This window comes from Iodidimonas muriae, assembly GCF_014647255.1.
GTDB lineage: Bacteria > Pseudomonadota > Alphaproteobacteria > Sphingomonadales > Rhodothalassiaceae > Iodidimonas > Iodidimonas muriae.
On the sequence record NZ_BMOV01000002.1, the window covers coordinates 291,739 to 313,090 of the forward strand.

The 21,352-nt window shown below is 56.5% G+C and carries 21 protein-coding genes; 12 read left to right on the forward strand and 9 right to left on the reverse strand.

Going from position 1 to position 21,352, the window contains the following annotated elements:
• The first annotated feature begins 9 nt into the window (after positions 1 to 9).
• Positions 10 to 552, forward strand: coding sequence for a hypothetical protein (locus IEX96_RS03800; protein WP_188873496.1), 543 nt, complete (start codon positions 10 to 12; stop codon positions 550 to 552).
• 31 nt (positions 553 to 583) lie between these two features.
• Here IEX96_RS03800 and IEX96_RS03805 read toward each other — a convergent pair whose 3' ends face one another.
• Both IEX96_RS03805 and IEX96_RS03810 read right to left on the reverse strand, forming a co-directional pair.
• Entirely contained in the window at positions 584 to 1,654 is a 1,071-nt protein-coding gene (locus tag IEX96_RS03805) for a ferritin-like domain-containing protein (protein ID WP_150004315.1), read from the reverse strand.
• 129 nt (positions 1,655 to 1,783) lie between these two features.
• Positions 1,784 to 2,935, reverse strand: coding sequence for a DUF2336 domain-containing protein (locus IEX96_RS03810; protein WP_150004316.1), 1,152 nt, complete (start codon positions 2,933 to 2,935; stop codon positions 1,784 to 1,786).
• 251 nt (positions 2,936 to 3,186) lie between these two features.
• On the opposite strand from IEX96_RS03810, the gene IEX96_RS03815 reads away from it, so the two are divergent.
• Complete coding sequence (locus IEX96_RS03815; protein ID WP_150004317.1) at positions 3,187 to 3,717, forward strand: GNAT family N-acetyltransferase; 531 nt, start codon at positions 3,187 to 3,189, stop codon at positions 3,715 to 3,717.
• On the opposite strand, the gene truA is transcribed toward IEX96_RS03815, so the two are convergent.
• From truA to IEX96_RS03840, 5 genes are all read right to left on the reverse strand, one after another.
• A complete protein-coding gene (gene truA / locus IEX96_RS03820) occupies positions 3,672 to 4,448 on the reverse strand; it encodes a tRNA pseudouridine(38-40) synthase TruA (protein WP_188873497.1) in 777 nt (258 codons plus the stop codon). The two genes, IEX96_RS03815 and truA, sit on opposite strands and share 46 nt — an antisense overlap.
• A 5-nt stretch (positions 4,449 to 4,453) precedes the next feature.
• A complete protein-coding gene (gene fmt / locus IEX96_RS03825; RefSeq protein WP_150004318.1) occupies positions 4,454 to 5,401 on the reverse strand; it encodes a methionyl-tRNA formyltransferase in 948 nt (315 codons plus the stop codon).
• Between the two features lie 39 nt (positions 5,402 to 5,440).
• A complete protein-coding gene (gene def / locus IEX96_RS03830; protein WP_150004319.1) occupies positions 5,441 to 5,959 on the reverse strand; it encodes a peptide deformylase in 519 nt (172 codons plus the stop codon).
• A gap of 104 nt (positions 5,960 to 6,063) precedes the next feature.
• Positions 6,064 to 6,477 (reverse strand): MAPEG family protein, encoded by a 414-nt coding sequence (locus tag IEX96_RS03835; protein ID WP_150004320.1) that lies wholly within the window; start codon positions 6,475 to 6,477, stop codon positions 6,064 to 6,066.
• A gap of 101 nt (positions 6,478 to 6,578) precedes the next feature.
• A complete protein-coding gene (locus IEX96_RS03840; protein WP_150004321.1) occupies positions 6,579 to 7,430 on the reverse strand; it encodes a sterol desaturase family protein in 852 nt (283 codons plus the stop codon).
• Positions 7,431 to 7,525: 95 nt separating this feature from the next.
• Here IEX96_RS03840 and IEX96_RS03845 point away from each other — a divergent pair, with 95 nt between their 5' ends.
• On the forward strand, positions 7,526 to 8,296 hold the full coding sequence (locus IEX96_RS03845) for an ABC transporter ATP-binding protein (protein WP_229773510.1): 771 nt from the start codon (positions 7,526 to 7,528) through the stop codon (positions 8,294 to 8,296).
• A complete protein-coding gene (locus tag IEX96_RS03850; RefSeq protein ID WP_150004322.1) occupies positions 8,296 to 9,789 on the forward strand; it encodes an ABC transporter permease/substrate-binding protein in 1,494 nt (497 codons plus the stop codon). The genes IEX96_RS03845 and IEX96_RS03850 overlap by 1 nt, the downstream gene beginning before the upstream one ends.
• A gap of 51 nt (positions 9,790 to 9,840) precedes the next feature.
• Here the strand turns inward: IEX96_RS03850 and IEX96_RS03855 are convergent, their stop codons facing one another.
• Positions 9,841 to 10,629, reverse strand: coding sequence for an SDR family NAD(P)-dependent oxidoreductase (locus tag IEX96_RS03855; RefSeq protein WP_188873498.1), 789 nt, complete (start codon positions 10,627 to 10,629; stop codon positions 9,841 to 9,843).
• A 179-nt stretch (positions 10,630 to 10,808) separates the two neighbouring features.
• Here IEX96_RS03855 and IEX96_RS03860 point away from each other — a divergent pair, with 179 nt between their 5' ends.
• The 8 genes from IEX96_RS03860 (at position 10,809) to IEX96_RS03895 (ending at position 20,407) form a co-directional block, all read left to right on the forward strand.
• Positions 10,809 to 12,461, forward strand: coding sequence for an acyl-CoA dehydrogenase family protein (locus IEX96_RS03860; protein ID WP_188873499.1), 1,653 nt, complete (start codon positions 10,809 to 10,811; stop codon positions 12,459 to 12,461).
• Between the two features lie 49 nt (positions 12,462 to 12,510).
• Positions 12,511 to 12,966 (forward strand): 23S rRNA (pseudouridine(1915)-N(3))-methyltransferase RlmH, encoded by a 456-nt coding sequence (locus IEX96_RS03865; protein WP_150004324.1) that lies wholly within the window; start codon positions 12,511 to 12,513, stop codon positions 12,964 to 12,966.
• 28 nt (positions 12,967 to 12,994) lie between these two features.
• Positions 12,995 to 14,287, forward strand: a complete 1,293-nt coding sequence (locus IEX96_RS03870; RefSeq protein WP_188873500.1) for a murein hydrolase activator EnvC family protein — start codon at positions 12,995 to 12,997, stop codon at positions 14,285 to 14,287.
• A gap of 2 nt (positions 14,288 to 14,289) precedes the next feature.
• Complete coding sequence (locus IEX96_RS03875) at positions 14,290 to 15,717, forward strand: S41 family peptidase (RefSeq protein ID WP_150004514.1); 1,428 nt, start codon at positions 14,290 to 14,292, stop codon at positions 15,715 to 15,717.
• A gap of 44 nt (positions 15,718 to 15,761) precedes the next feature.
• Positions 15,762 to 16,937: a divergent polysaccharide deacetylase family protein gene (locus IEX96_RS03880; RefSeq protein ID WP_188873501.1), complete on the forward strand. Its 1,176-nt coding sequence runs from the start codon at positions 15,762 to 15,764 to the stop codon at positions 16,935 to 16,937.
• A 23-nt stretch (positions 16,938 to 16,960) separates the two neighbouring features.
• Entirely contained in the window at positions 16,961 to 17,431 is a 471-nt protein-coding gene (locus tag IEX96_RS03885) for an RNA pyrophosphohydrolase (RefSeq protein WP_150004327.1), read from the forward strand.
• Between the two features lie 74 nt (positions 17,432 to 17,505).
• Positions 17,506 to 18,414 carry an alpha/beta fold hydrolase gene (locus tag IEX96_RS03890; protein ID WP_150004328.1) on the forward strand — a complete coding sequence of 303 codons (909 nt, stop codon included), beginning with the start codon at positions 17,506 to 17,508 and terminating at the stop codon, positions 18,412 to 18,414.
• A 19-nt stretch (positions 18,415 to 18,433) separates the two neighbouring features.
• A complete protein-coding gene (locus IEX96_RS03895) occupies positions 18,434 to 20,407 on the forward strand; it encodes an N-acyl-D-amino-acid deacylase family protein (protein ID WP_150004329.1) in 1,974 nt (657 codons plus the stop codon).
• On the opposite strand, the gene gcvA is transcribed toward IEX96_RS03895, so the two are convergent.
• Positions 20,355 to 21,311: a transcriptional regulator GcvA gene (gene gcvA / locus IEX96_RS03900; protein ID WP_150004330.1), complete on the reverse strand. Its 957-nt coding sequence runs from the start codon at positions 21,309 to 21,311 to the stop codon at positions 20,355 to 20,357. The two genes, IEX96_RS03895 and gcvA, sit on opposite strands and share 53 nt — an antisense overlap.
• Positions 21,312 to 21,352: the final 41 nt, after the last annotated feature.

Consider the following 21,352-nt stretch of genomic DNA (forward strand, 5'->3'; position numbering starts at 1 on the left):
GGACAAACCATGACCATTGATCGCATTGCTCTTCTTATAATCGCCGCCTCATTTTTAACGGGCACCTATCTGGCTTCGCTTGACGAGGTGCTGGTGAAGTGGGTTTTCTTTGTGCCGGTTTTGCTGGTGGGGGCGCTGGGTGTTGTGTTGCTGCGCCGTTCCCGCAAGGCGCAGGCCAGCGCCAGTCATGTGTTGCACGGTAATCGCGATACACTCATTTCCAGTTTGAATGCCATTGTTTCCAGCCTGCAAGACTTTGATGCCATTAAGGAAACATTGCCCACTGATCAATTGCGCCACGAGGTGGACCAGCGGTTCCGCGGCCATCTTCTGGCCTTTGTGGAGGCGCGGGAAAGCCTGTCGCATCTTTACGGGTTGAGCTTTTATGCCCAAATAATGTCGAGCTTTGCTGCCGGTGAGCGTTATCTGAACCGTGTCTGGTCGGCCTCTACCGATGGCTATGGCGAAGAAGCCTGTGCCTATATCAGCCGGGCTTTGACCCAGTTTCGGGAGGCACAGGACGTTTTGGCCAAGGTAACAAAAGCCGCCTAGGCGATATAATCATAGCGATCCGTGTTGCCATTTATTCTCCGGCGGCGCGGATCGTTGTGTTCACATGTTTGCGGCGGGCATCCAGTTCAGCGGCAATGTCCTCGTCGCGTTTTTGCAGCGCGTCGATATCCACATCGGCAAAAGACAGCACGCCCATGTCACGATAGGCGGTCTGTACCTTTTCGCTCCACAAGCCGATATCTTTCACAATGGGCACGATGCGGCTGAATAGAAAGCTGCGGAATTGTTGCATGGTGCCGCTTTCTTGCAGATGCTTCACACATTCTTCCACCGGCAGGTCCATGGTTTCCCAAACCTCGCGGGCTTCAAAGCGGTCGCGCATCAAATAACAGGCTTCGATCAGGAAGTCTTCGCGTTCGCTGCGTTCGGCTGCGCTCAGTTGCGGATAATAATCGCGCAAGGCCAGCCGCCCGAAGGCCACATGGCGGGCTTCATCTTCCATCACATAGGCATTCACCTGCTGGGCCAACGGATTTTGCGCCTGATCGCGCACCATGGCAAAAGCCGCCAGTGCCAGCCCCTCGATCACCACCTGCATGCCCAGATAGGTCATATCCCAGCGGTCATCTTCCAGCACTTGATCCAGCAAGGATTGCAAAGGCTTGCTCATGGGCCATGCAATGCCGAATTTGTGCATCAGGTTTTTATAAGCCTCCACATGGCGGGCTTCATCCATCACCTGTGTTGCCGCATAGAATTTGCTGTCCAGATCGGGGACGCTTTGCACAATTTTGGCCGCGCATAAAAGCGCCCCTTGTTCACCATGCAGGAATTGCGAATTGGTCCAGGCCTGATGGTTTCGGCGGACGTCGATCTGGCGGGCCGGACTTAATTTCAAAAAGCAGGGCGCATCATTGATGGGCAAGACTTGCGGGGGTAGCTGTTGCGGATTTTCCGGGTCCAGTTCCAGACTCCAGTCGATCCGCTCTACCGCATTCCATTGCTTGCGCTTGCCTTTTTCATACAGGCCCAAAAGAGATTGCCGGCCATCATCGAACCGCCAATCAAAGCGCGAGGCAAAGCGGTTCATCACATCATGATGGTCGGGAGTGTCGATGGGATATAGATCCTTGAGGCTCATGGTTTGGCCTTTCTACAGCAAAAGAAACCGGAACAAGCAACAGATCAAATGGCATCAAGGGGGTAGGATACCATGCGCAGTATAAGGCCGAACCAAGCGGTTCTGGTAGCCCGTTGGATGGGCGGCAGATCAATCGGGGAGGCGTAAAAGCTGGGCAATCACCGTTTCCGGCGATCCGGGGGCGATGGTGCGAAAGTTTCCGACGATACGGCTTATGATAACGCCTTGATATTGTTGTGTATCAAGGGGCGCGCCTTCCATGCTTTGCCTTAAGGTGGGAACAGCAAGCACGATCACCTGTTCCAGCATGGCGGAAAAACCACATCGGTCCAGAAATTTGTTCAAGGCATGGGGGCCGCGATGATAAAGCTGCAACCGTGCGGGAATAAGGCCAATTTCTGCCCGCACCGCACAGGCCGCTTCCAACAGATCCCGGTCCCCTAAAATTACCGCGCGCAAGACAAGGCTGTCACGCAGATGACCTTTTAAATTTATGCGCTGCAAAATGGTCAGAAGGGTTTTTTCCGGCAGGGCATCAAGCCGTCCCAGAACCGCTTCATCGCGGGCGCGCATCACAAGATTTTCCAGAAAAGGAGGGGGCAGGTCGATCTGCTTTTTGATGAAGGTTTCCAGACCGATGCTGGCATGTAGAATGATATCGATCGCAAGATTGGGGGGCAGGTCGTGGCGTTTGGCAATGGCAGAAAGAACCTTGGCGCTTTGGCCGAACCGGTTGGCGGCCCGCTGGACATCATCGGGATGAAGCGCCGCCCCTTCATTTTGCAGCACCTGATCCACCACCGGCTCTGTACCCTGTGAAATCAGCATATGGGTCACGGCTTGAGTAAGGGCCGGGCGCTTGGCGATGGCCATTTGCTTGCGATCATCATGCAGCATGATAACGGCGATCAGATCCTCATCGGTTAGCGCCAGTGCACTCATCAGGATGGGTTCGGCAACCGAAGTCACATCTTGTGCCAGTTTTCGGGCCAACGAAGCGGGCAACACCGGCGTATTGGCAAGGCAATGTGCCAAAGCCCGACGCACAGACAGGCTGGTATCATGGGCAAAGCGGTGCAACACATCGATGGCCGCTTTCCGTTCAGCTGCATTAAGACCATTTTGCGCATATATCTGGGCGACAAATTCCGCCAGACTGCGCCGGGCGCGGGCATCGGGCCGGTGGCCGGTATCGAGAATGTTCAGGATGGCATGGGGAGCTGCCCGGCCTTTGTCGGCCTTTTTCGCCTTTGATGGCGTATGTGATCGCTGCTCCGTCATGCGCCCGACCCCTCGTTGCGCTTTTGGATAGTCCTTCAAAAACAATACACAGATAAAAACAGAGAGATAGCGTTATTCTTGTTTTTTGTTAGCGAAAGAGACCAAATGAATAAAAATGTTACAGGCGATATTATAGAAAGCAAAATCCGGCATGAAAGAAGAAATTTTGTCGTGTCTTTGGCAAGTGAATAGAAATATTTAAAAACAAATTTACCATGTTTGATCTGAAGTCTTTTTGAAACGAGGCCCCTATGTTTGACAGAAACCTTGAAACCGGGCGTTTGATCCTGCGCCTTCATCAGCTTGAAGATTTTGAGGATGTATATGCCTTGTGGGCCGATGATCGGGTGGTGCGCCATATTGGGCCGCCTGCTTCACAAGAAGAATGTTGGGGCCGGTTATTGCGCTATAGCGGGCATTGGGCGTTGCTGGGTTTTGGCTTTTGGGCGGTGATTGAAAAACGCACCGGACGTTTTGTGGGGGAGGTGGGGTTTATGGATTTCAAGCGCCAGATCGATCCGCCTTTGGGGGATGTGCCGGAAATGGGATGGGCCTTGATCCCTGAAGCGCAGGGGCAGGGCTATGCCAGCGAGGCGGTGGCGGCGGCGCAAAAGTGGGCGGATGCGCATTTCAGGTCAAGGCGGGCGGTGTGCCTTATCCATCCGGACAATCGCGCGTCTTTGCGGGTTGCTGAAAAGGCGGGGTTCAAGAATCCGGTGGAGCGTTGTTACCGTGATCAGCCGACAGTGGTTTTATCGCGAGGCATGGATGGTGTGTCATAGCGCACGCGGCTCAGATACAATCCGTCGGGTGGGGCATTGAAGCCCAAAGCGCGGCGATCTCTGGCCAAAAGGGCCTCTTGCACCTGTTGCGGGGCCCATTTCCCCGCCCCTACCAGTTCCAATGTGCCCACCATAGAGCGCACCTGATGATGCAGAAAAGACCGGGCCGCCACATGCACGATAATTTCCTCGCCCTGCCGCTCCACCATCAAAAGATCCAGCGTTTTCACCGGTGATTTCGCCTGACAGGCCACATGGCGGAAGGTGGTGAAATCATGGCGTCCCACCAGATATTGGGCCGCTTCATGCATGGCCTGTGCATCCAAGGGCCGCGCCACATGCCAGGCAAGGCCCTTGTCAAAGCTCAAAGGGGCCCGGCGGTTGATGATGCGATAGCGGTAAGCGCGTCCGGTGGCGGAAAAGCGCGCATGAAAGCTGTTTTCCACCGCTTCCACCTTCAGGGCGGAAATGGGGTGCGGTTTCAGATGATGGTTCAGCGCGCCCTGTACTTGATGGGCCGCCATGGGCTTTTCGATTTCCACATGGGCCACTTGTTCGGTGGCATGGACACCGGCATCAGTGCGCCCGGCCCCTTGAACCAGAACCTCTTCATTGGTGAAGGCGGCGATGGCTTCGGTAAGGGCCTGTTGAACGCTGGGGCCGTTTTTTTGCATCTGCCAGCCCACATAGGGCCGGCCATCATATTCGATGGTGATCTTGAACCGTTGCATCACAGTCACGCGCTTTTATGGGGCGTAAGAAGCTGGCCGGCTATTACGGGAAAGCCGCGCAAAAATGTGTCCCGATCCATGGCGGCGCGTCCGGGCCGTTGTATCTGTTCAAGGCGCAAGGCATTGTTACCGCAGGCAATGGTCAACTGATCGTCCAGAACCGTTCCGGGTATGGCGTTTGGGTTTTCTTGCGGGATAAGGCGCGCCGCCAAAAGCTTCACCCGTTCGCCCTTGATCCATGTATAGGCCCCGGGAAAGGGATAAAGCCCCCGCACCTTGCGCGCCAGAATGGCGGCATCTTGCGCCCAATCGATTTCGGCTTCGGCCTTGTCGATTTTATGGGCATAGCTGATGCCGGTTTCCGGCTGGGCGGTGGCATTGATCGTGCCCAGCGCCACTTTTTCGAGCACTTCCACCATCATCGGGCCACCCATAGACGCCAGCCGGTCATGCAAACTCAAGGTGGTGTCGTCATCATTGATGGGGGTGCGTTTCATCAAAAGCACCGGTCCTGTGTCCAGCCCTTCATCCATTTGCATGATGCTGATGCCGGTTTCCGTATCGCCGGCCATGATGGCCCGGTGAATGGGGGCTGCTCCGCGCCAGCGCGGTAAAAGCGACGCATGCACATTGAAACAGCCCAGCCGCGGCGCATCGAGAATATCTTTGGACAGGATTTGGCCATAGGCCACCACCACTGCCGCATCCAGATCGAGGGCACGAAATTGCTCAATTTGGACGGGTTTTTTCAGCCGCTTGGGGGTGAAGACCGGCAGACCGGCGTCTTCGGCATATGCATGGACGGGGCTTTTGCGCAGGCTATGGCCGCGTCCGGCAGGGCGGGGTGGCTGGCTATAAACGGCCCGCACATCATGGCCAGCCTCAAGCAAGGCGGCCAATGTGGGCACCGCAAAATCCGGCGTGCCAAGAAAGGCGAGTTTTAAACCGGTCATGGATGCCTCTTTTTAAAATGGGGCGCGTTTTGGCTCGCCTTATACCATTTCCGTATCGCGGTTGGCCTTGGCCACTTTGCGGATGATCATATCGCGCTTCAGTTTTGACAGATAATCGATGAACAACACGCCATTCAGATGGTCGATTTCATGTTGCAAACAGGTGGCCAGCAGGCCATCGGCATCGATGCTGTCTTCCTTGCCGTCACGGTTGATGAAGGTCACCTTGCACGCGGCGGGGCGTTCCACTTCGGCATAATGTTCGGGGACGGACAGACACCCTTCATTATAGATATTGCGCTCATCGGACGTCCAAACCACCTTCGGATTGATCAGGACATGCGGACTGCGCACCGTGTCATCATCGGAAATATCAGCCACCAGCAATTGCCGGGGAAGACCAATCTGAATCGCTGCCAAGCCAATGCCCGGTGCGTCATACATGGTTTCCAGCATATCTTCGATCAGTTTATCGAGATCGCTGTCCACATGCTCCACCGGTGCGCTTTTCTCGCGCAATATGGGATCAAGGCAGGTTACAATCGGGCGTAAAGACATGGCTATCCGGATTCACTAAGGGGTTTGGCCAGATACCTAGGGGGGCGAAGGCCACACGTCAAGAAAACGTCGTTCTTTTCGGTCGTGCGCCCTCGCCTTTGATCTTATAGGTGCAACAAAATCAGCACCCACATGGCCACCACAATCAGCACCCCGATCAGGAATACCGAAAAGCGGGCCTGCACCTTGTTTCCGCCGAGATGGATGGCGCTGTGCAAAAGCCGTGAAGCCACAAACCCCCAGGCCAGTATCATCATCGCGGTGCTTACCGATTGGGTGAGATAGGCAATGATGCAGGTGAGGTAGAAAAGCGGCGGCACTTCCAGAAGATTGTGGAAATGCCGGCCCATTGCTGCCAGCTTGTCGGGCTCTTCCCCGCCACGATATAGCCGATAAAAGGATAAGGGAACCTGCCCCTTTTTCACGGCCCCCAAACGCGAAAGGCCAACCATAAGCAGAATGGCCAAAGTCCATAAGACAAGAACGGCAACAGGATAGAAAATGGCAGAATTGATCATTGAAATAAGCCCCCGATAGATGGAAAGAGCGGCGTGATGCACCAAAGCATTTCACGAGCGCCAACAGCATAAGCCAAATGTGCCATGCACCGATAGGCGCTTTATGAGTGTTGGCGTTCGTGCGCTGGCGGGGCGCCTTTTTCATTGTCCGGGCTGTTGCTCAAAAAGGGTGTCCATAAAAGCGTTTTAAGGCCAAGCTGGTCTTGGGATCGCCATTGGGGAAGGCCGATCTGCATATTCTTCAGCCCTTTATCGGGGCGCGCTTTATAGGTGCCAAAGGCATAATCCCACCAAGGCAGGTTGAAGCCGTAATTTCTGTCATGGTCGCGGCGCAGAGTGGAATGGTGCACCAGATGAAAGTCTGGCGTTACCAGAATCCGGCGCACCATGCGGTCAAGCCTTTCGGGAAGGCGCAGATTGCCATGATTGAACATGGCGGTGGCATTCAACAGGATCTCGAACACAATTACCGCAACCACATCGGCCCCCAATGCCGTCACCACCCCCACCTTGATCAGCATGGACAGCACAAATTCAAAAGGGTGGAAGCGAATACCCGAAGTGGCATCCAACATCAGATCGGAATGGTGCATGCGGTGAATACGCCACAAAAGGGGGATACGGTGAAAGGCTACATGCTGGGCATAGATGGCCAGATCCAACAGCAAAATGGCGGCCACCAGCTCTACCCACCGGGGCAAATCCACAAGATTGAACAAGCCTATATCGGCATCGGCAGCGCGCAAGGCCGCTTCTACGGCGATCAGCGGGACAATCATCCGAATGGCCAGACTGCCCAGCACCACCATGCCCAGATTGAGCGGCCAGCGTTTGAGGCGATTGGCCCCTTTCCGGCGTGGCGCAATAATCTCGGCCAAGGCCACGATCAGGAAAATAGAGACAAAGGCGGTGGCCCGCACGGCCATTTCATGATTGAGAAGAAAGTCTTGCATAGGCGGACTATAGGGCGTTGTTTTGGATAAATCATCCAGGACGTGTTGCCGCGGTAGGACTGGCAGATTTTTATGGCGCGGGTTAGGCTTCGGGCATGAGCGCCACAACCCATATGCCTTTGTTGTTTTCCTTGCACGGCGTTGGCCAGATTTATGGCGCGCATCGTGCTTTGGGGCCGCTGGATCTAGAAATTCGGGCAGGCGAGCAGCTGGCGCTGATCGGGCCATCGGGCTGCGGCAAATCCACGTTGATCCGCTTATTGGCGGGGCTTGTCACCCCCAGTGAAGGAACGATCCGCTTTCACGGCAAGGCGCTTTCTGATCTGGATATGGGGCCCTATCGCCAGAATTTGGGATATGTCATTCAAAATGGCGGTCTGTTCCCGCATCTGACCGCTGCCCGGAATGTAACGCTGATGGCCCGGCAATTGGGCTGGTCAAAGGCGCGCATCCAAGATCGTCTCGTTGAATTGGCAAGGCTGGTTCATCTGGGGGAGGATCGTCTGGCGCAATATCCCGCAGATTTATCGGGTGGCCAGCGCCAGCGGGTCAGCCTGATGCGGGCTTTGATGCTGGAACCGGAAGTTTTGCTGCTGGACGAGCCATTGGGGGCGCTTGACCCGATGATTCGCTATCAATTGCAGACGGATCTGCGCGATATTTTCCAAACGCTGGGTCTGACGGTGATTTTGGTCACCCATGATCTGGCAGAGGCCGCCTTTTTATCAAAACGCATTGTTTTATTGCGTGAGGGGCAGTTGGTTCAGGATGGCGGTTTCAAGGATTTGGTCGATCACCCTGCCGATCCCTTTGTCAGTGCGTTTGTAAAAGCGCAAAGGGGCGTGCTGGCCGGGGGGGCCTTGTGATGATGGCCCGTTTGATGATTGCCTGCGCATGGCTTTTTTTGACGGCGGCGGCCGCCCCCCCGAAGACAGATGATCGCGCGGTGGTGATTGCGTCCAAAGCCTTCACGGAATCGGTGATTGTGTCCGAACTTGCACGCCTTTCCTTGCGGGAAGCCGGCCAACAGGTGGTGCACCGGCAGGCTTTGGGGGGCACCCGCATTGTGTTTGGGGCATTGAAGCGCGGCGAAATCGATGCCTACCCCGATTATACGGGCACGCTGCGTTTTGAAATTTATGCGGCGGCAAAGGCGACAGACCCGGCCGCTTTGGAGCGCTTGTTGGCGCAAAACGGCATCGCCATGACAAACCCCTTGGGGTTTAACAATAGCTATGGTTTGGCGATGCAGGCGGATGTGGCCAAAGCCAAAAACATCACACGGATTTCCGATCTGGTGGGACGCATGGATTTGCGCTTTGGCCTGTCCAATGAATTTCTTGATCGCGGCGACGGTTGGCCTGCCTTGAAAGCCGCTTATGGCTTGGCGCAAAAGGCTGATGGCTTGCAGCACGATCTGTCTTATCGCGGCCTTGCGGATGGGCGTCTGGAGGTGATCGATGTGTATACCACCGACGCGGAAATCGCTTTTTATGACCTAAAAGTGCTTGAAGATGATCGCGGTTTCTTTCCCGCCTATGAAGCGGTGTTTTTATACCGGGCGGATCTGGCACAGAGCCATCCGCAAGCGGTGGAGGCCCTTCAGTCTTTGGCGGGGCGGATTTTGGCGCAGCATATGCGGCAGATGAACAAAAGGGTGAAAATAGACCGCCAACCGGAAACCGCCGTGGCCGCCGATTTTTTGAGCAAGGAAACCGGCCAGACAGTGGTGGGAGAGGGGAATGCAGGGCTTTTGGGGCGCATTTGGCAGCGCAGTGTGGAGCATATGCGCTTGGTGGCCCTGTCTTTGACCATGGCGCTGGTTTTGGCGGTGCCTTTGGCCATTGTCGCTTTTCGCAAGCCGCATCTGGGGGGAGCGATATTGGGCTTTGTGGGTATTTTGCAAACGGTGCCCGCCTTGGCCCTATTTGTGTTCATGATCCCGCTTTTGGGGATCGGCGCCGCCCCCACCATTGCGGCGCTGTTTTTATATTCGCTGTTGCCCATTGTGCGAAACGGCCATGCAGGGCTTGCGGGTATCCCCGCCGATTTGCAGGAATCGGCGCAGGCCTTGGGCTTGCCGCCGATGGCGCGGCTGTGGCGCATCGAATTGCCTTTGGCGCTGCCCACTTTGCTTGCAGGCATCAAAACGGCGGCAGTGATCAATGTGGGCGCGGCAACCCTTGGGGCGTTGATCGGCGCGGGCGGTTATGGGCAACCAATTCTTACCGGCATAAGGCTGGATGATATGGGGCTTATTTTGGAAGGGGCTGTGCCGGCGGCTTTGCTGGCACTTTTGGTCACCGGGCTGTTTGATTTGGTAGAACGCTGGCTGACACCGCGCGGATTGCGGCTTTAAGATCGCACTTTACCATATTGGATTGTCGCCATTTTTTGCCATTCATCTCGATCAGATCGCTGTGGTGGCTCCATCCACATGCAGATTGGTGCCATTGATATAGGCGGCTTCTAAACTCAATAAAAACAGCACGGCAGCGGCCACATCATGGGGCTTTCCGGGGCCGGCGGGTGGAAATCCCCCGGCATATTTGCTGGTATCCGATCCGATATCGCGCAAGGCTCTGGCTAGCATCGGTGTGTCCACAGGCCCCGGCGACACCGCATTGATGCGCAGGCCGAAGGTGGCATAATCCCGCGCTGCCGATTGGGTGAGCCCGACCACCGCGTGCTTGCTGGCTCCATAAGCGGCAATCCACGGGGCGCCGCGGGTTCCCAAAATCGAAGCGATATTGACGATGGCGCGATTCCTGTCTGGATCTCCATTTTCCAGCATGGCCGGGATTTCATGGCGCATTGCGTAAAAAATACCATCGGCATTGGTGGCCATCACATTGCGCCAATGATCGGGGTCGATATCGGCCAAGCGCTGCGGCGGGTGGCTGATGCCGGCGCAATTTACCGCCATATCAAGGCCGCCAAGGCTTTGAAGGCAGCTGGCAACAAGCTGGCGCATCTGGTCATCCGCCCGCACATCGGCAGCCACAAACCGGGCTTTGTGGCCTTGGGCGCAGAGGGTGTGCTCCAACTGCTCACCGCATCCATCGGGCAATCCGCAAAACATCACCTGCGCCCCTTCGGCCGCAAGGGCGCGGACCACATCGGCACCAATGCCCGAACTGCCGCCGGTCACTAAAACGGATGTGTCTTGAAATCGCTGCGGGCGTGCTGTGTTGGTCATGGGGTCCTTGCCTGTCGCCGATTTGCGCCCTTTCGGGGTGAAGAGAAGGGCCGTGCATAACGCTGCCATCTTCGGCAGGCAAGGCACAGATCATCGTGCTTTATCGCTTCTGTGCTCTTTTTTCGTATAGTGGGCGTTGTATGCTGTAAGGCCGTTCTTGATCCGTGTGAGACTGTCCCATGCCCCATTATCGTCCGATGACCGATCTCGCCACCCATGATGTGACCAATCAGCCGCCGCCGCTGGTTGATTATAATCTGTTTTCAACAGACAAGGCTCTGGTGGATGCAGTACGGCGGGAGGGCAATGAAGAGGCGGTGCAAAAAGCCTCTGCCTATGGGGCCGTTTTGGGGACACCTGAGATTTTGCAAGCCGGTGACGATGCCAATCGTTATCCGCCGGAATTCATGCCCTTTGATCGCTATGGTCAGCGAATCGATGAGGTGCGCTTTCATCCCAGCTATCATCAATTGATGGCCCTTGGCATGGCCCATGGTCAGCAAAGTGTGGCCTGGACAACCCCGTCGGCGGGTCATGTGACCCATGCGGTGCTGGAGTTTTTATTGCATCAGGTGGATGCCGGTGTGTGCTGCCCCCTGAGCATGACCTATGCCGTTGTGCCTGCCTTGCGCCACAATCCGCAATTGGCCGCTTTGTGGGAACCGAAATTATTATCCGGCCACTATGATCCGGCTTTTGTGCCGGTGGAGCGCAAAACCGGCGCCACCATGGGTATGGCCATGACGGAAAAGCAAGGTGGCTCTGATGTGCGGGCCAATAGCACCAGAGCCGAGCTCATTGATGGCAAGGATGGGTGCTATGAACTGGTGGGCCATAAATGGTTCTGTTCCGCCCCCATGTCTGATGCGTTTTTGACGCTGGCTTATGCGCCAAAGGGGCTGACCTGCTTTTTTGTGCCGCGTTGGACCCCCGATGGAGCGCGCAACCGCCTATTCATTCAACGCCTGAAAGACAAGCTGGGCAACAAGGCCAATGCGTCGGCGGAAATCGAATATCAGGGGGCTTGGGCGCAACGGGTGGGCGAAGAGGGGCAGGGTATCCGCACCATTATCGAGATGGTGCATCATACAAGGCTCGATACCACAGTGGGGGCGGCGTCTTTGATGCGCCGTGCTTTGGTTGAAGCGCTGCATCATGCAACGCACCGTCGGGTGTTTCAAAAGTCGCTGATCCACCAGCCTTTGATGCAGAATGTGCTGGCCGATCTGGCCATCGAATCGCAGGCCGCCACCTTGTTGGCCATGCGTCTTGCCCGTGCTTTTGACGAAAGTGCAAGTGATCCAGACGCCGGAGCCTTCGCCCGTTTGGCGGTGGCGGTGGGGAAATACTGGCTTAATAAGCGGGTGTCGCCGCTGATTTTTGAAGCCATGGAAGTGCATGGCGGTGTGGGCTATGTGGAAGAAACGCCCATGCCGCGTTTGTATCGGGAAGCGCCGTTGAATTCCATTTGGGAAGGGTCGGGCAATGTGATTGCCTTGGATGCGCTGCGAACCGCTGTGAAGACGCCCGATTCGCTGGCAGTTCTGATGGATGAACTGGGCCGCGCGCGGGGCGGTGACAAGCGCTTTGATGCGGCTTTGGATCGGTTGGGGAACCGTTTGGCCAAGGGCATGCCCGAAGAATCCCAAGCCCGGCGTTTGGTGGAAGATATGGCGGTGCTCTTGGAAGGGTCTTTGATGGTGCAATTCGCACCATCGGCGGCTGCTGACGGGTTTTGTGCCAGCCGTTTGGGCGGTGATTGGGGCCAGAGCTTTGGCACTTTACCGGGTGGTCTTGATATGGCGGCGATTATCGACCATGCCCATGCTTGAAGAAAAAGCGCTATCGCGTGACCATGCGACAGAGATTTGAGGCAACAAGATGGATGTGAGTATTGTCGCGGTGGGCAAAGCGGGACGACGGCCAGAAGCCGCGCTGGCACAGGGCTATCTGGATCGTTTGTCCTTTCCTGCGCGCATTATCGAAGTGGAAGAGCGTCGCCCTTTAAGCGGCGGGGAACGTAAAAAACGCGAGGGGGAAAAGGTGCTGGCTGCCTTGCCGGCCAATGCGTTTGTAATTGTTCTGGATGAACATGGAAAACAACCGACCAGCATGGCATTGTCGCAAAAATTGCAAGACTGGTTTGGCTTTGGCCGTCCATTGGCCTTTGTGATCGGCGGTGCCGATGGACATGGGGCGGCGGTTTTGGCTCGTGCCGATGCCACGCTGTCCTTGTCAAATCTGACATGGCCCCACATGCTTGTGCGGGTGATGCTGGCGGAACAGATCTACCGCGCGATGTCCATATTTGTGGGGCATCCTTATCATCGGGAATGACCGCACTATGCGCCTTCAAGGGACTGATATGACCATGGCAAAGGCGACCGGACCCATTTTTTGGCTGCGTCTTTTGGGGCTATGGTTTTTGGGGGTGTGGTTTTTGGCGGCGGCCTCGGTGCAGGCGCAGGTTGCGGACCCCGATAGAGCCCGCGACCAGTTGCAAGCCATCGAGCAAGAACTGGCGGATCGGGCGCAGCATCAACGGGATCTGGCCGAACAAGCGCAAAAGGCAGGCCGCGAAACCGAAGCGCTTACCCGGCGGATCATGGCCGCCACCGCCGATGTGCAGGGCCTGGAAGAACGGGTGACGGCGCTTCTTATGAAGATCGAGAGTTTGGGCGACATATTGGTCGAACAGGAACAAAATCTGGACCGGCGACGCGGTCAGATGGCCCATACATTGGCGGCCCTGCAACGTCTGTCGCGCCGGCCCACGGATTTGGCTTTATTGCGTCCCGGAGAGGCGGACGACACCATCAAAAGCGCTATTTTGCTGCGTGAACTGGCTCCGCAGCTTGAACGTCAGGCGCGGGAAATCGGTGAGCAGGTGGCGCGAATTCTGGCCTTGCGGGAAGATTTGATTGCCGAGCGCGAGGCGCTTGAGCAAGAGCATCAGGCTTTGGATGACAGCCGTCGGGAGCTGGAGGTTTTACGCCAAAGCCGGGAGGCAGACCGGAAGCGCTTTTTGCATGAAGCCGATGAAGAATCCCGTGTCGTTCAAAGTCTGGCCAAAAAGGCGCGGACTTTGGAAGATTTGCTTTTCGCCATTGAAGCCGAACAGGAAAAACGCCGGGTTGCGGCGGCCGAGGCGGCCAAACGCCTTGATCAGGCCCCGAAGCGCACCGAGTCTGCGCCACCATTCGCCAAACCGCTCAGCACCGCTCGGGGCAGCCTGCCGCTTCCGGCGCGCGGGCGGCTTTTGCGGGCATTCGGCGCGTTGAATGGTGGCCTACATGAAAAGGGAATCACCATAGAAACCCTTGCAGATGCGCAGGTGGTGGCCCCATATGATGGACGGGTTGTGTATTCTGGGCCGTTCCGTGGCTATGGCAAGCTCTTGATCATTGCCCATGGCGAAGAGTACCATACATTGCTGGCCGGCATGGATCGTGTTTATGCGTCTGTGGGTCAGTGGGTGCTGGCGGGGGAACCTGTCGGGGCAATGGCGGGAGATACTGAAGCGGCTCAGATCGCTGCGATCTCATCGGAGCACGCGCCAAAGCGTCACGCACCAGAGCTCTATGTGGAATTGCGCAAGGGGGGTGAACCTGTGGATCCCTTGCCGTGGTTGGCGGCGGGATTAGGAAAGGTAAGTTGAGAATGCGAGGATATCTTTTAGGCGCGGGCGTGGCGGTTATGGCCTTTGTGGGCAGCGCTACATCATATGCTGAAGGCAATAATGCTGAAACGTACCGGCAGCTCAATCTTCTGATGGAAGTATTCGAGCGGGTGCGGGCTGAATATGTGGAAGAAGTGGAGGACAAAGAGGTTCTCGAAGCGGCCATCAATGGCATGTTGGCCTCGCTTGATCCGCATTCCAGCTATATGGGCCCCGATAGTTTCCGTGCCATGCAGGTGCAAACACGTGGGGAATATGGCGGGCTGGGGCTGGAAGTGACTCAGGAAAACGGCGTTGTCAAAGTGGTTTCCCCCATCGATGACACACCGGCCTCGCGGGCGGGCCTCAAAAGCGGCGATTATATCACCCAGATTGATGGCAAGCCGGTTCTGGGCCTGACCCTCAATGATGCTGTCGAGATGATGCGCGGCCCTGTGGGAGCCCCTTTGACCATCACGGTGGTGCGCCCTATGGAAGGCGAAGATGACGAGATTTTCGATGTGGATCTGGTGCGCGACAATATCACCGTTGCCGCCGTATCGCATCGCATAGAGCGCGATAATGTCGGTTATGTGCGGGTCCGCACGTTCAATGACCAGACCACGCGCGGCGTTAAGGAAGCGGTACGCGATATCGAAGAACAGCTTGGCGAGTCCATGGTTGGTCTTGTTCTGGATCTGCGCAGCAATCCCGGCGGGCTTCTTGATCAGGCCATTGCCGTTTCCGATGCGTTTTTGGAAAAAGGCGAGGTGGTGTCTACCCGAGGTCGCCATGCCCGCGATACCAAGCGCTGGCATGCAACGCCGGGTGATTTGATCAATGGCAAGCCGGTGGTGGTTCTGGTGGATGCCGGATCGGCCTCGGCTTCGGAAATTGTGGCTGGTGCGTTGCAAGATCATCGCCGTGCCACCATTCTGGGCGATGATACCTTTGGCAAGGGAACGGTGCAGACCATCATTCCTTTGGGGGCTGAAAGTGCCCTGCGCCTGACCACGGCCCGTTATTATACCCCGTCTGGCCGGTCTATTCAGGAACGTGGCATCGAGCCGGATATCGAAGTGCATCAGCCGCGCGTTTTGCCCAATGGGCGGGTGTTGAAGCCGCGTCGGGAAAAAGATCTGATTGGTCATTTGCGTAATGAGCAGCTGGTTGACGAGGCGGAAAGCGATGTGAAGAAGGATGAAATCGCTGCCGTTATCGATCCGGATGCTGATGCTGCCAAGGATCAGGCCGCACCGGAACCACAACAGGATGCAAAGGCCACAGCCGACGCTGCGGACAGTGCCGATGCAGAAGCGGAGACGGAAGAAGACCCCGGTGATTACCAGCTTAATTATGCGCTGGATCTGTTGCAGGGCATCCGCACGGTTGAAACCCAGCAACAAGCTGCAGCGGATATCGAAAATTAAGTGGCGGGGCCGTGGGGTTTCAAAAGCTGTTCATGACTGGATTGATGAAGAGGCTCGGCGGTGCCGGGCCTCTTCTTGTGCTGTGGCTGACAACGCTTTTAGGGTTGGCCGGGCTGGGTATTTGGCTACATTTCAGCTATCAGCCGTTAAAGGCTGAGGGGCCGGACCATCATATGGTGGAGGATCGCCCCGCTGTTGCCCAAGCCGAAACGGGGCAGGATAAAGCGCCATCCCAAACCGATATGGCAGATGCCCCGCAAACCGCTGTTTCAGCTGATCCCTCTCCGGCGCAAACACAGCAATCTGCAAATAAGGCCTCGTCATTCCAGCCTTCCTTGGCTGAAAAGGGCGGCGTGGCCTTTTCCGATATGGCCCCGAATCCGGCGGCGCCGGTGATTTCCCTAGGACCGGTGCCAGATCCGGCCTTGGTGGAAACCACCGAAGACGGCACCTTGCCAGTGGTGGGGGCCGATGGTCGCAAGCCATGGCAAGCCTATGCGCGGCCCTATTTGCCCAAAGCCAATGAGCCGGTCATTGCGTTGGTGATCGAAGGCATTGGTTTGTCACAAGCCGCCACCGCGCGCGCCATCAATGATCTTCCCGCCGATATCACCCTTGCGATTTCGCCTTATGGCCGCAATCCGCAGGCCAGCGTTGCGGCGGCAAGGGAGGCGGGCCATGAAGTGTTGCTGATGGTGCCGATGGAACCGATGGCCTATCCGCGTAATGATCCCGGTCCCGATAGTTTGCTGGTGTCTTTGCAGCCTGCGGAAAATCTGGCGCGTTTGCATCGGGTGATGAGCCGGATGCAAGGCTATGCGGGGCTGACCAATCATATGGGATCGCGCTTTACGGCCAGCCGTGATGCCTTGGAACCGGTGTTGAAGGATATTGCCCGCCGCGGCTTGATGATTGTGGATTCACGCTCTTCGGCGCGGTCGGTGGTGGGCGCCGTTTCGCAAGAGCTGGGCTTGGCTTATGCGGTGAATGATCGCTATATCGACAATCAGGCATCCGAGGCCGAAATTGACCGCTATCTGGCAGATCTGGAATTGATTGCCAGGCAACGGGGTGTCGCTGTGGGATTCGGGCGGCCTTATCCCATCACGGTGGCGCGCATCCGCCATTGGGCTGATGGCCTGGCTTTACGCGGCATTGCCCTGGCCCCTGTCAGCCTTGTGGCGGCAAGACAATCCGCTCCGGATTCTGCCGCACCCTGAATTGGATTGTGAGATTGGGCCCCATGACAGACAAAATCGACCTCCCTTATCGTCCATGCGTGGGCCTGATGATGCTGAATGCACAAGGATTGGTGTTTACCGGTCGCCGCATCGATACGGAAGCCAAGGCATGGCAAATGCCCCAAGGGGGCATTGATCCCGGCGAAGATCCGCAAAGTGCCGCCCTGCGTGAACTGAAAGAAGAAACCGGCACAAATAATGTCCATATTCTGGCGCAGACGTCCAAACCGGTGCTTTATGATCTGCCGCCAGAGCTTTTGGGCAAGGTATGGGGCGGGCGCTATCGCGGCCAGAGCATGATCTGGTTTGCCTTGCGGTTCCTGGGTCAGGATGCCGAGATCGACATCACCGGACCACATCAGGAATTCAGCACATGGCGGTGGTCACCGCCTGCCGAACTGCCCGATCATATCGTGCCCTTCAAGCGGCCGGTTTATGAAAAGGTGCTCCGGGAATTTTCCCATTTGCTGTGATGGTCAACAACTCGTGATGATGCTTGGCTGATTTGGCAGGCTGTGCGCTTTTTTACTTGGGCTATACTGAAGCCATGTCAGACAGCTGCACATCTTTTACGGCATGGCGCAAAGCCGGGCACTCTTACAGGCTTTTGGGCCGGCAGATCTTTTGTGTCGATAGCGCCAGCGAAGACCCTGATGCGCTGCAAAAGCCGGTGATCCTTTTGGTGCACGGCTTTCCCACATCGGGCTGGGATTTTCACAAGATCTGGCCGCTTTTGACCCCGCACTACCGGTTGATTGTTCCGGATATGCTAGGCTTTGGCTTTTCCGATAAACCGCGCAAACACCGCTATAGCATTCCAGAACAGGCGGATTTGCTGGAGGCTTTGGCGGCCCAGTTGCACCTGCCGTCCTGTCATATTCTTGCCCATGATTATGGTGACACGGTGGCGCAGGAACTGATGGCCCGGGACAATCAGCGCGCCGAACAGGAGCGGTTTTTCCTGTCTTTGTGCCTGCTGAACGGGGGGCTGTTTCCCGAAACCCATCGGGCCAGATTGATCCAGAAGCTGCTGGCCAGCCCCTTTGGCCCGTTGCTGAACCGGCTGACCAAAAAGCGTCGCTTTGACAAAAGCTTCTCTGCGGTATTCGGGGCGAATACCAAGCCTGATGCCGCCGAACTGGAAGGTTATTGGCAGGTGATTTCAGCCAATGGCGGCCAGCATGTGTTCAGTTCCCTTATTGGTTATATGGCGGAACGGCGGGTAAACAGAGAGGCTTGGGTGGGGGCTTTGGTGAACAGCCATTGTCCGGTGCAAGTGATCAATGGTTCGGCGGACCCGGTGTCGGGCGCGCATATGGTGGCGCGGTATCGGCAGGTGGTGCGGGCCGATGATGATATCGTCGAGCTACCCCATATCGGGCATTATCCGCAGGTGGAGGCTCCCGATCAAGTGGCGGCGCACTATATGCGGTTTCTTCAGGCTTTAAGCGGATAAAACAAGGAATGTCAGGGCCATGACAGCATCCAGGCCGGAATTCGATCTGATCATTCGTGGCGCGATGCTGTTCGATGGCGGGGGCGGCGTACCGTATCATGCGGATATGGCCATAAGCAATGGCCGGGTGGCACGGATTGCCGATAAAGGCGCGTTGGACGGCGCATTGGCTGCTACGGTGATCGATGGATCGGGCCATTGGTTGATGCCGGGCTTGCTGGATATCCACACCCATTTCGATCTGGAAGCGGAAATCGCTCCGGCTTTGCCGGAAGCGGTGCGGCACGGGTCCACAACGGTGGTGGTGGCCAATTGCTCATTGGGGCTGGCATTTGGCAATCAGCGTACCAAGGATCAAGATCCTGTCGTTGATTGCTTTGCGCGGGTGGAAAATATCCCCAAGCATATTTTGCGTGCCGTGGCGGATAAAGCCGTTTGGCAAGACAGCGGAGCCTATCTCGCCCATCTGGAGCATTTGCCTCTTGGCCCCAATCTGGTGCCGCTTTTGCCCCATTCCATGCTGCGGATCGAGGTGATGGGTCTGTCAGACAGCATCCACCGCGATCCGACGGATGCGGAAATCGCCCGCATGGAAGCGCTTTTGGAAAAAGCCATGGAAGAAGGCTATGCGGGTTTTTCAACCGATGCGCTGCCCTTTCACTATCTGGCCAATCGCCCCAATGAACGAAGCCGTATCCCTGCCCAATATGGCCGCTTTGAAGAATTGAAGCGATTAACGAATATTGTGCGCCGCCATGACAGGCTGTGGCAGGCAACCCCGCCCAAAGACAGCCCCTTGCAGGTGTTTCGCACCTTCGCTTTAAGCAGTGGGCGGCTTTATGGGAAGCCTTTGAAGCTTACAGCGGTGGCCGCCATCGATATTGCCACCAATAAAAGCATTGTAAAACTGGGGCGGTTTTTATCGCGGTTCTTGAATTCAAAGCTTATGGCGGGCCAGTTCCGTTTTCAGGCGCTGGCGGCTCCGTTCAGGGTATGGGCGGAGGGGCCGTTAACCCCGCTGGCAGAAGAAATTCCCAGCTTGCGCAGGCTTAATGAACCGGATCTGGAAGACAGGAAAGCGCGTTTGGCGATCCTGCGCGATCCGCAATGGCGCAAGCAATTCAAGGCCATGTGGTTTCATGGAAAGACCGGTTGGTCTTTGGCGCGATTGAAGCGGCTTTTGCAGCGGGAAGATTATGCCATCAGCCGCGATCTTGCGGATATGGTGGTGGATCGCTGTCCGGTGCCGGATTGGGCGGGAGAAAGTCTGGCCGAAATTTATGACCGGCTGATGGGCGGCAAGGCCGGGCGCTCCGGAAAAGAACAGCAGGCGTTCGATCGCCTTGCTCCTTTGGTTGCGGATGAAGCGGATTTCCTCATCGCCTTGTTCGAGCATTTTGATACGGATCTTTATTGGTCGATGATAAGCGCCAACCGCGACCCCAAAATCGTGCGCGATCTGGTGATGGACCCAAAGATATTGCCGGGCTTCAACGATTCCGGTGCGCATCTGACCAATATGGCCTTTTATGATGGCAATCTCAGAGCATTGCAGATCGCCCAGAAAGAAGGTGTTGAGGCCGTTGCTTATATGGTGCGGCGGCTAACCAAAGATCCGGCGGATTTTTTCGGTGTGGATGCCGGGTCTTTGGAGGTCGGGGCGCGGGCTGATCTGGTGCTGATCGATCCCGATGCCTTGGCGGCTTATGATAGCGCCGCGCAAACATATCTGATTGATCGCGCCGAATTTGGCCATCACCAATTGGTCAACCGGTCCGATGGGGTGGTGCCTTTGGTGGCAATCAATGGCCGGATTGCCTGGCAAAAGGACCGGTTCGCGCCAGAGCTTGGCCAGGATACCGGCTTTGGCCAGCCTTTACGCGCCAAAAGCCATGCCCAAGGCTCGCAAGGCCGGGCAGGGGGTGGCAGCCGAATAAGGCCTATATTTCCCACGCCCAGCTTTGCCCGGCTTCTTCGCGCAGCCATGCCATGAAGCTGGACACTTTTGTCAGGTTCTTTTTCTGTTCGGGGCAAACCATATAATAGGCAAAATCCACTGGATGCGACTGCCGGAAGGGCCGCACCAGCCGCCCTTGTTTCAGGTCGCTTTCCGCCAAAGTCCGCTTGGCCAAAGCCACACCGCGTCCGGCGATGGCGGCTTCGATGGCAAGGGCCGTCTGGTTGAAATGCAAAGCGCGTTGGCCTTCTCCCACTTTCACGCCCGCGGCTTTTAACCACATGGGCCAGGTGGGATTACTTTCATCATCTAAAGAACTGTCGTCATGGATCAGTGTGACATGCCCCATATCGCAAGGTGTTTGCACGGGGGTGTCGCCTTCGAGCAAAGCGGGCGAGCACACAGGAAACACCTCTTCGCGCATCAGTTCTTCCACGAACAGGCCGGGATAATGTCCCGCGCCATAGCGAATGGCCAAATCCGTATCTTCGCGGCTGAAATCGGTCAATTCATTGGTGGCGGCGATTTTCACCACCACATTTGCATTGTCCTCATAATAGCGCTGCAGGCGCGGGATCAGCCATTTGGCGGCAAAGGATGGCGATAGCGACAAGGACAGCACATTGTCGTCGGCAGGGCTTTGCAATACCGAGCAGGCATCTTCAATCAGATCAAAGCCCTGGCGCAAAGCCTCCAGCGATTCTTGTGCGCGTTCGGTCAGAATCAGGGCACGGCTGGTCCGCCGGAACAGCTGGATGCCCAAATAATCTTCCAGCGTGCGGATTTGCTGGCTTACCGCTGCGGGTGTGACCGACAGTTCATCGGCCGCTTTTTTGAACGACAGGTGCCGGGCCGCCGCTTCAAAGGCTCGCAAGGCATTCAGGGGAAGTTGCGAGCGTTTGAGGCGACGAATGGCGGGTTGGGAAGGGTCATCAGCCATAGTTATTCATATATCCAGATATCGGTTGACGGCCCGACAAG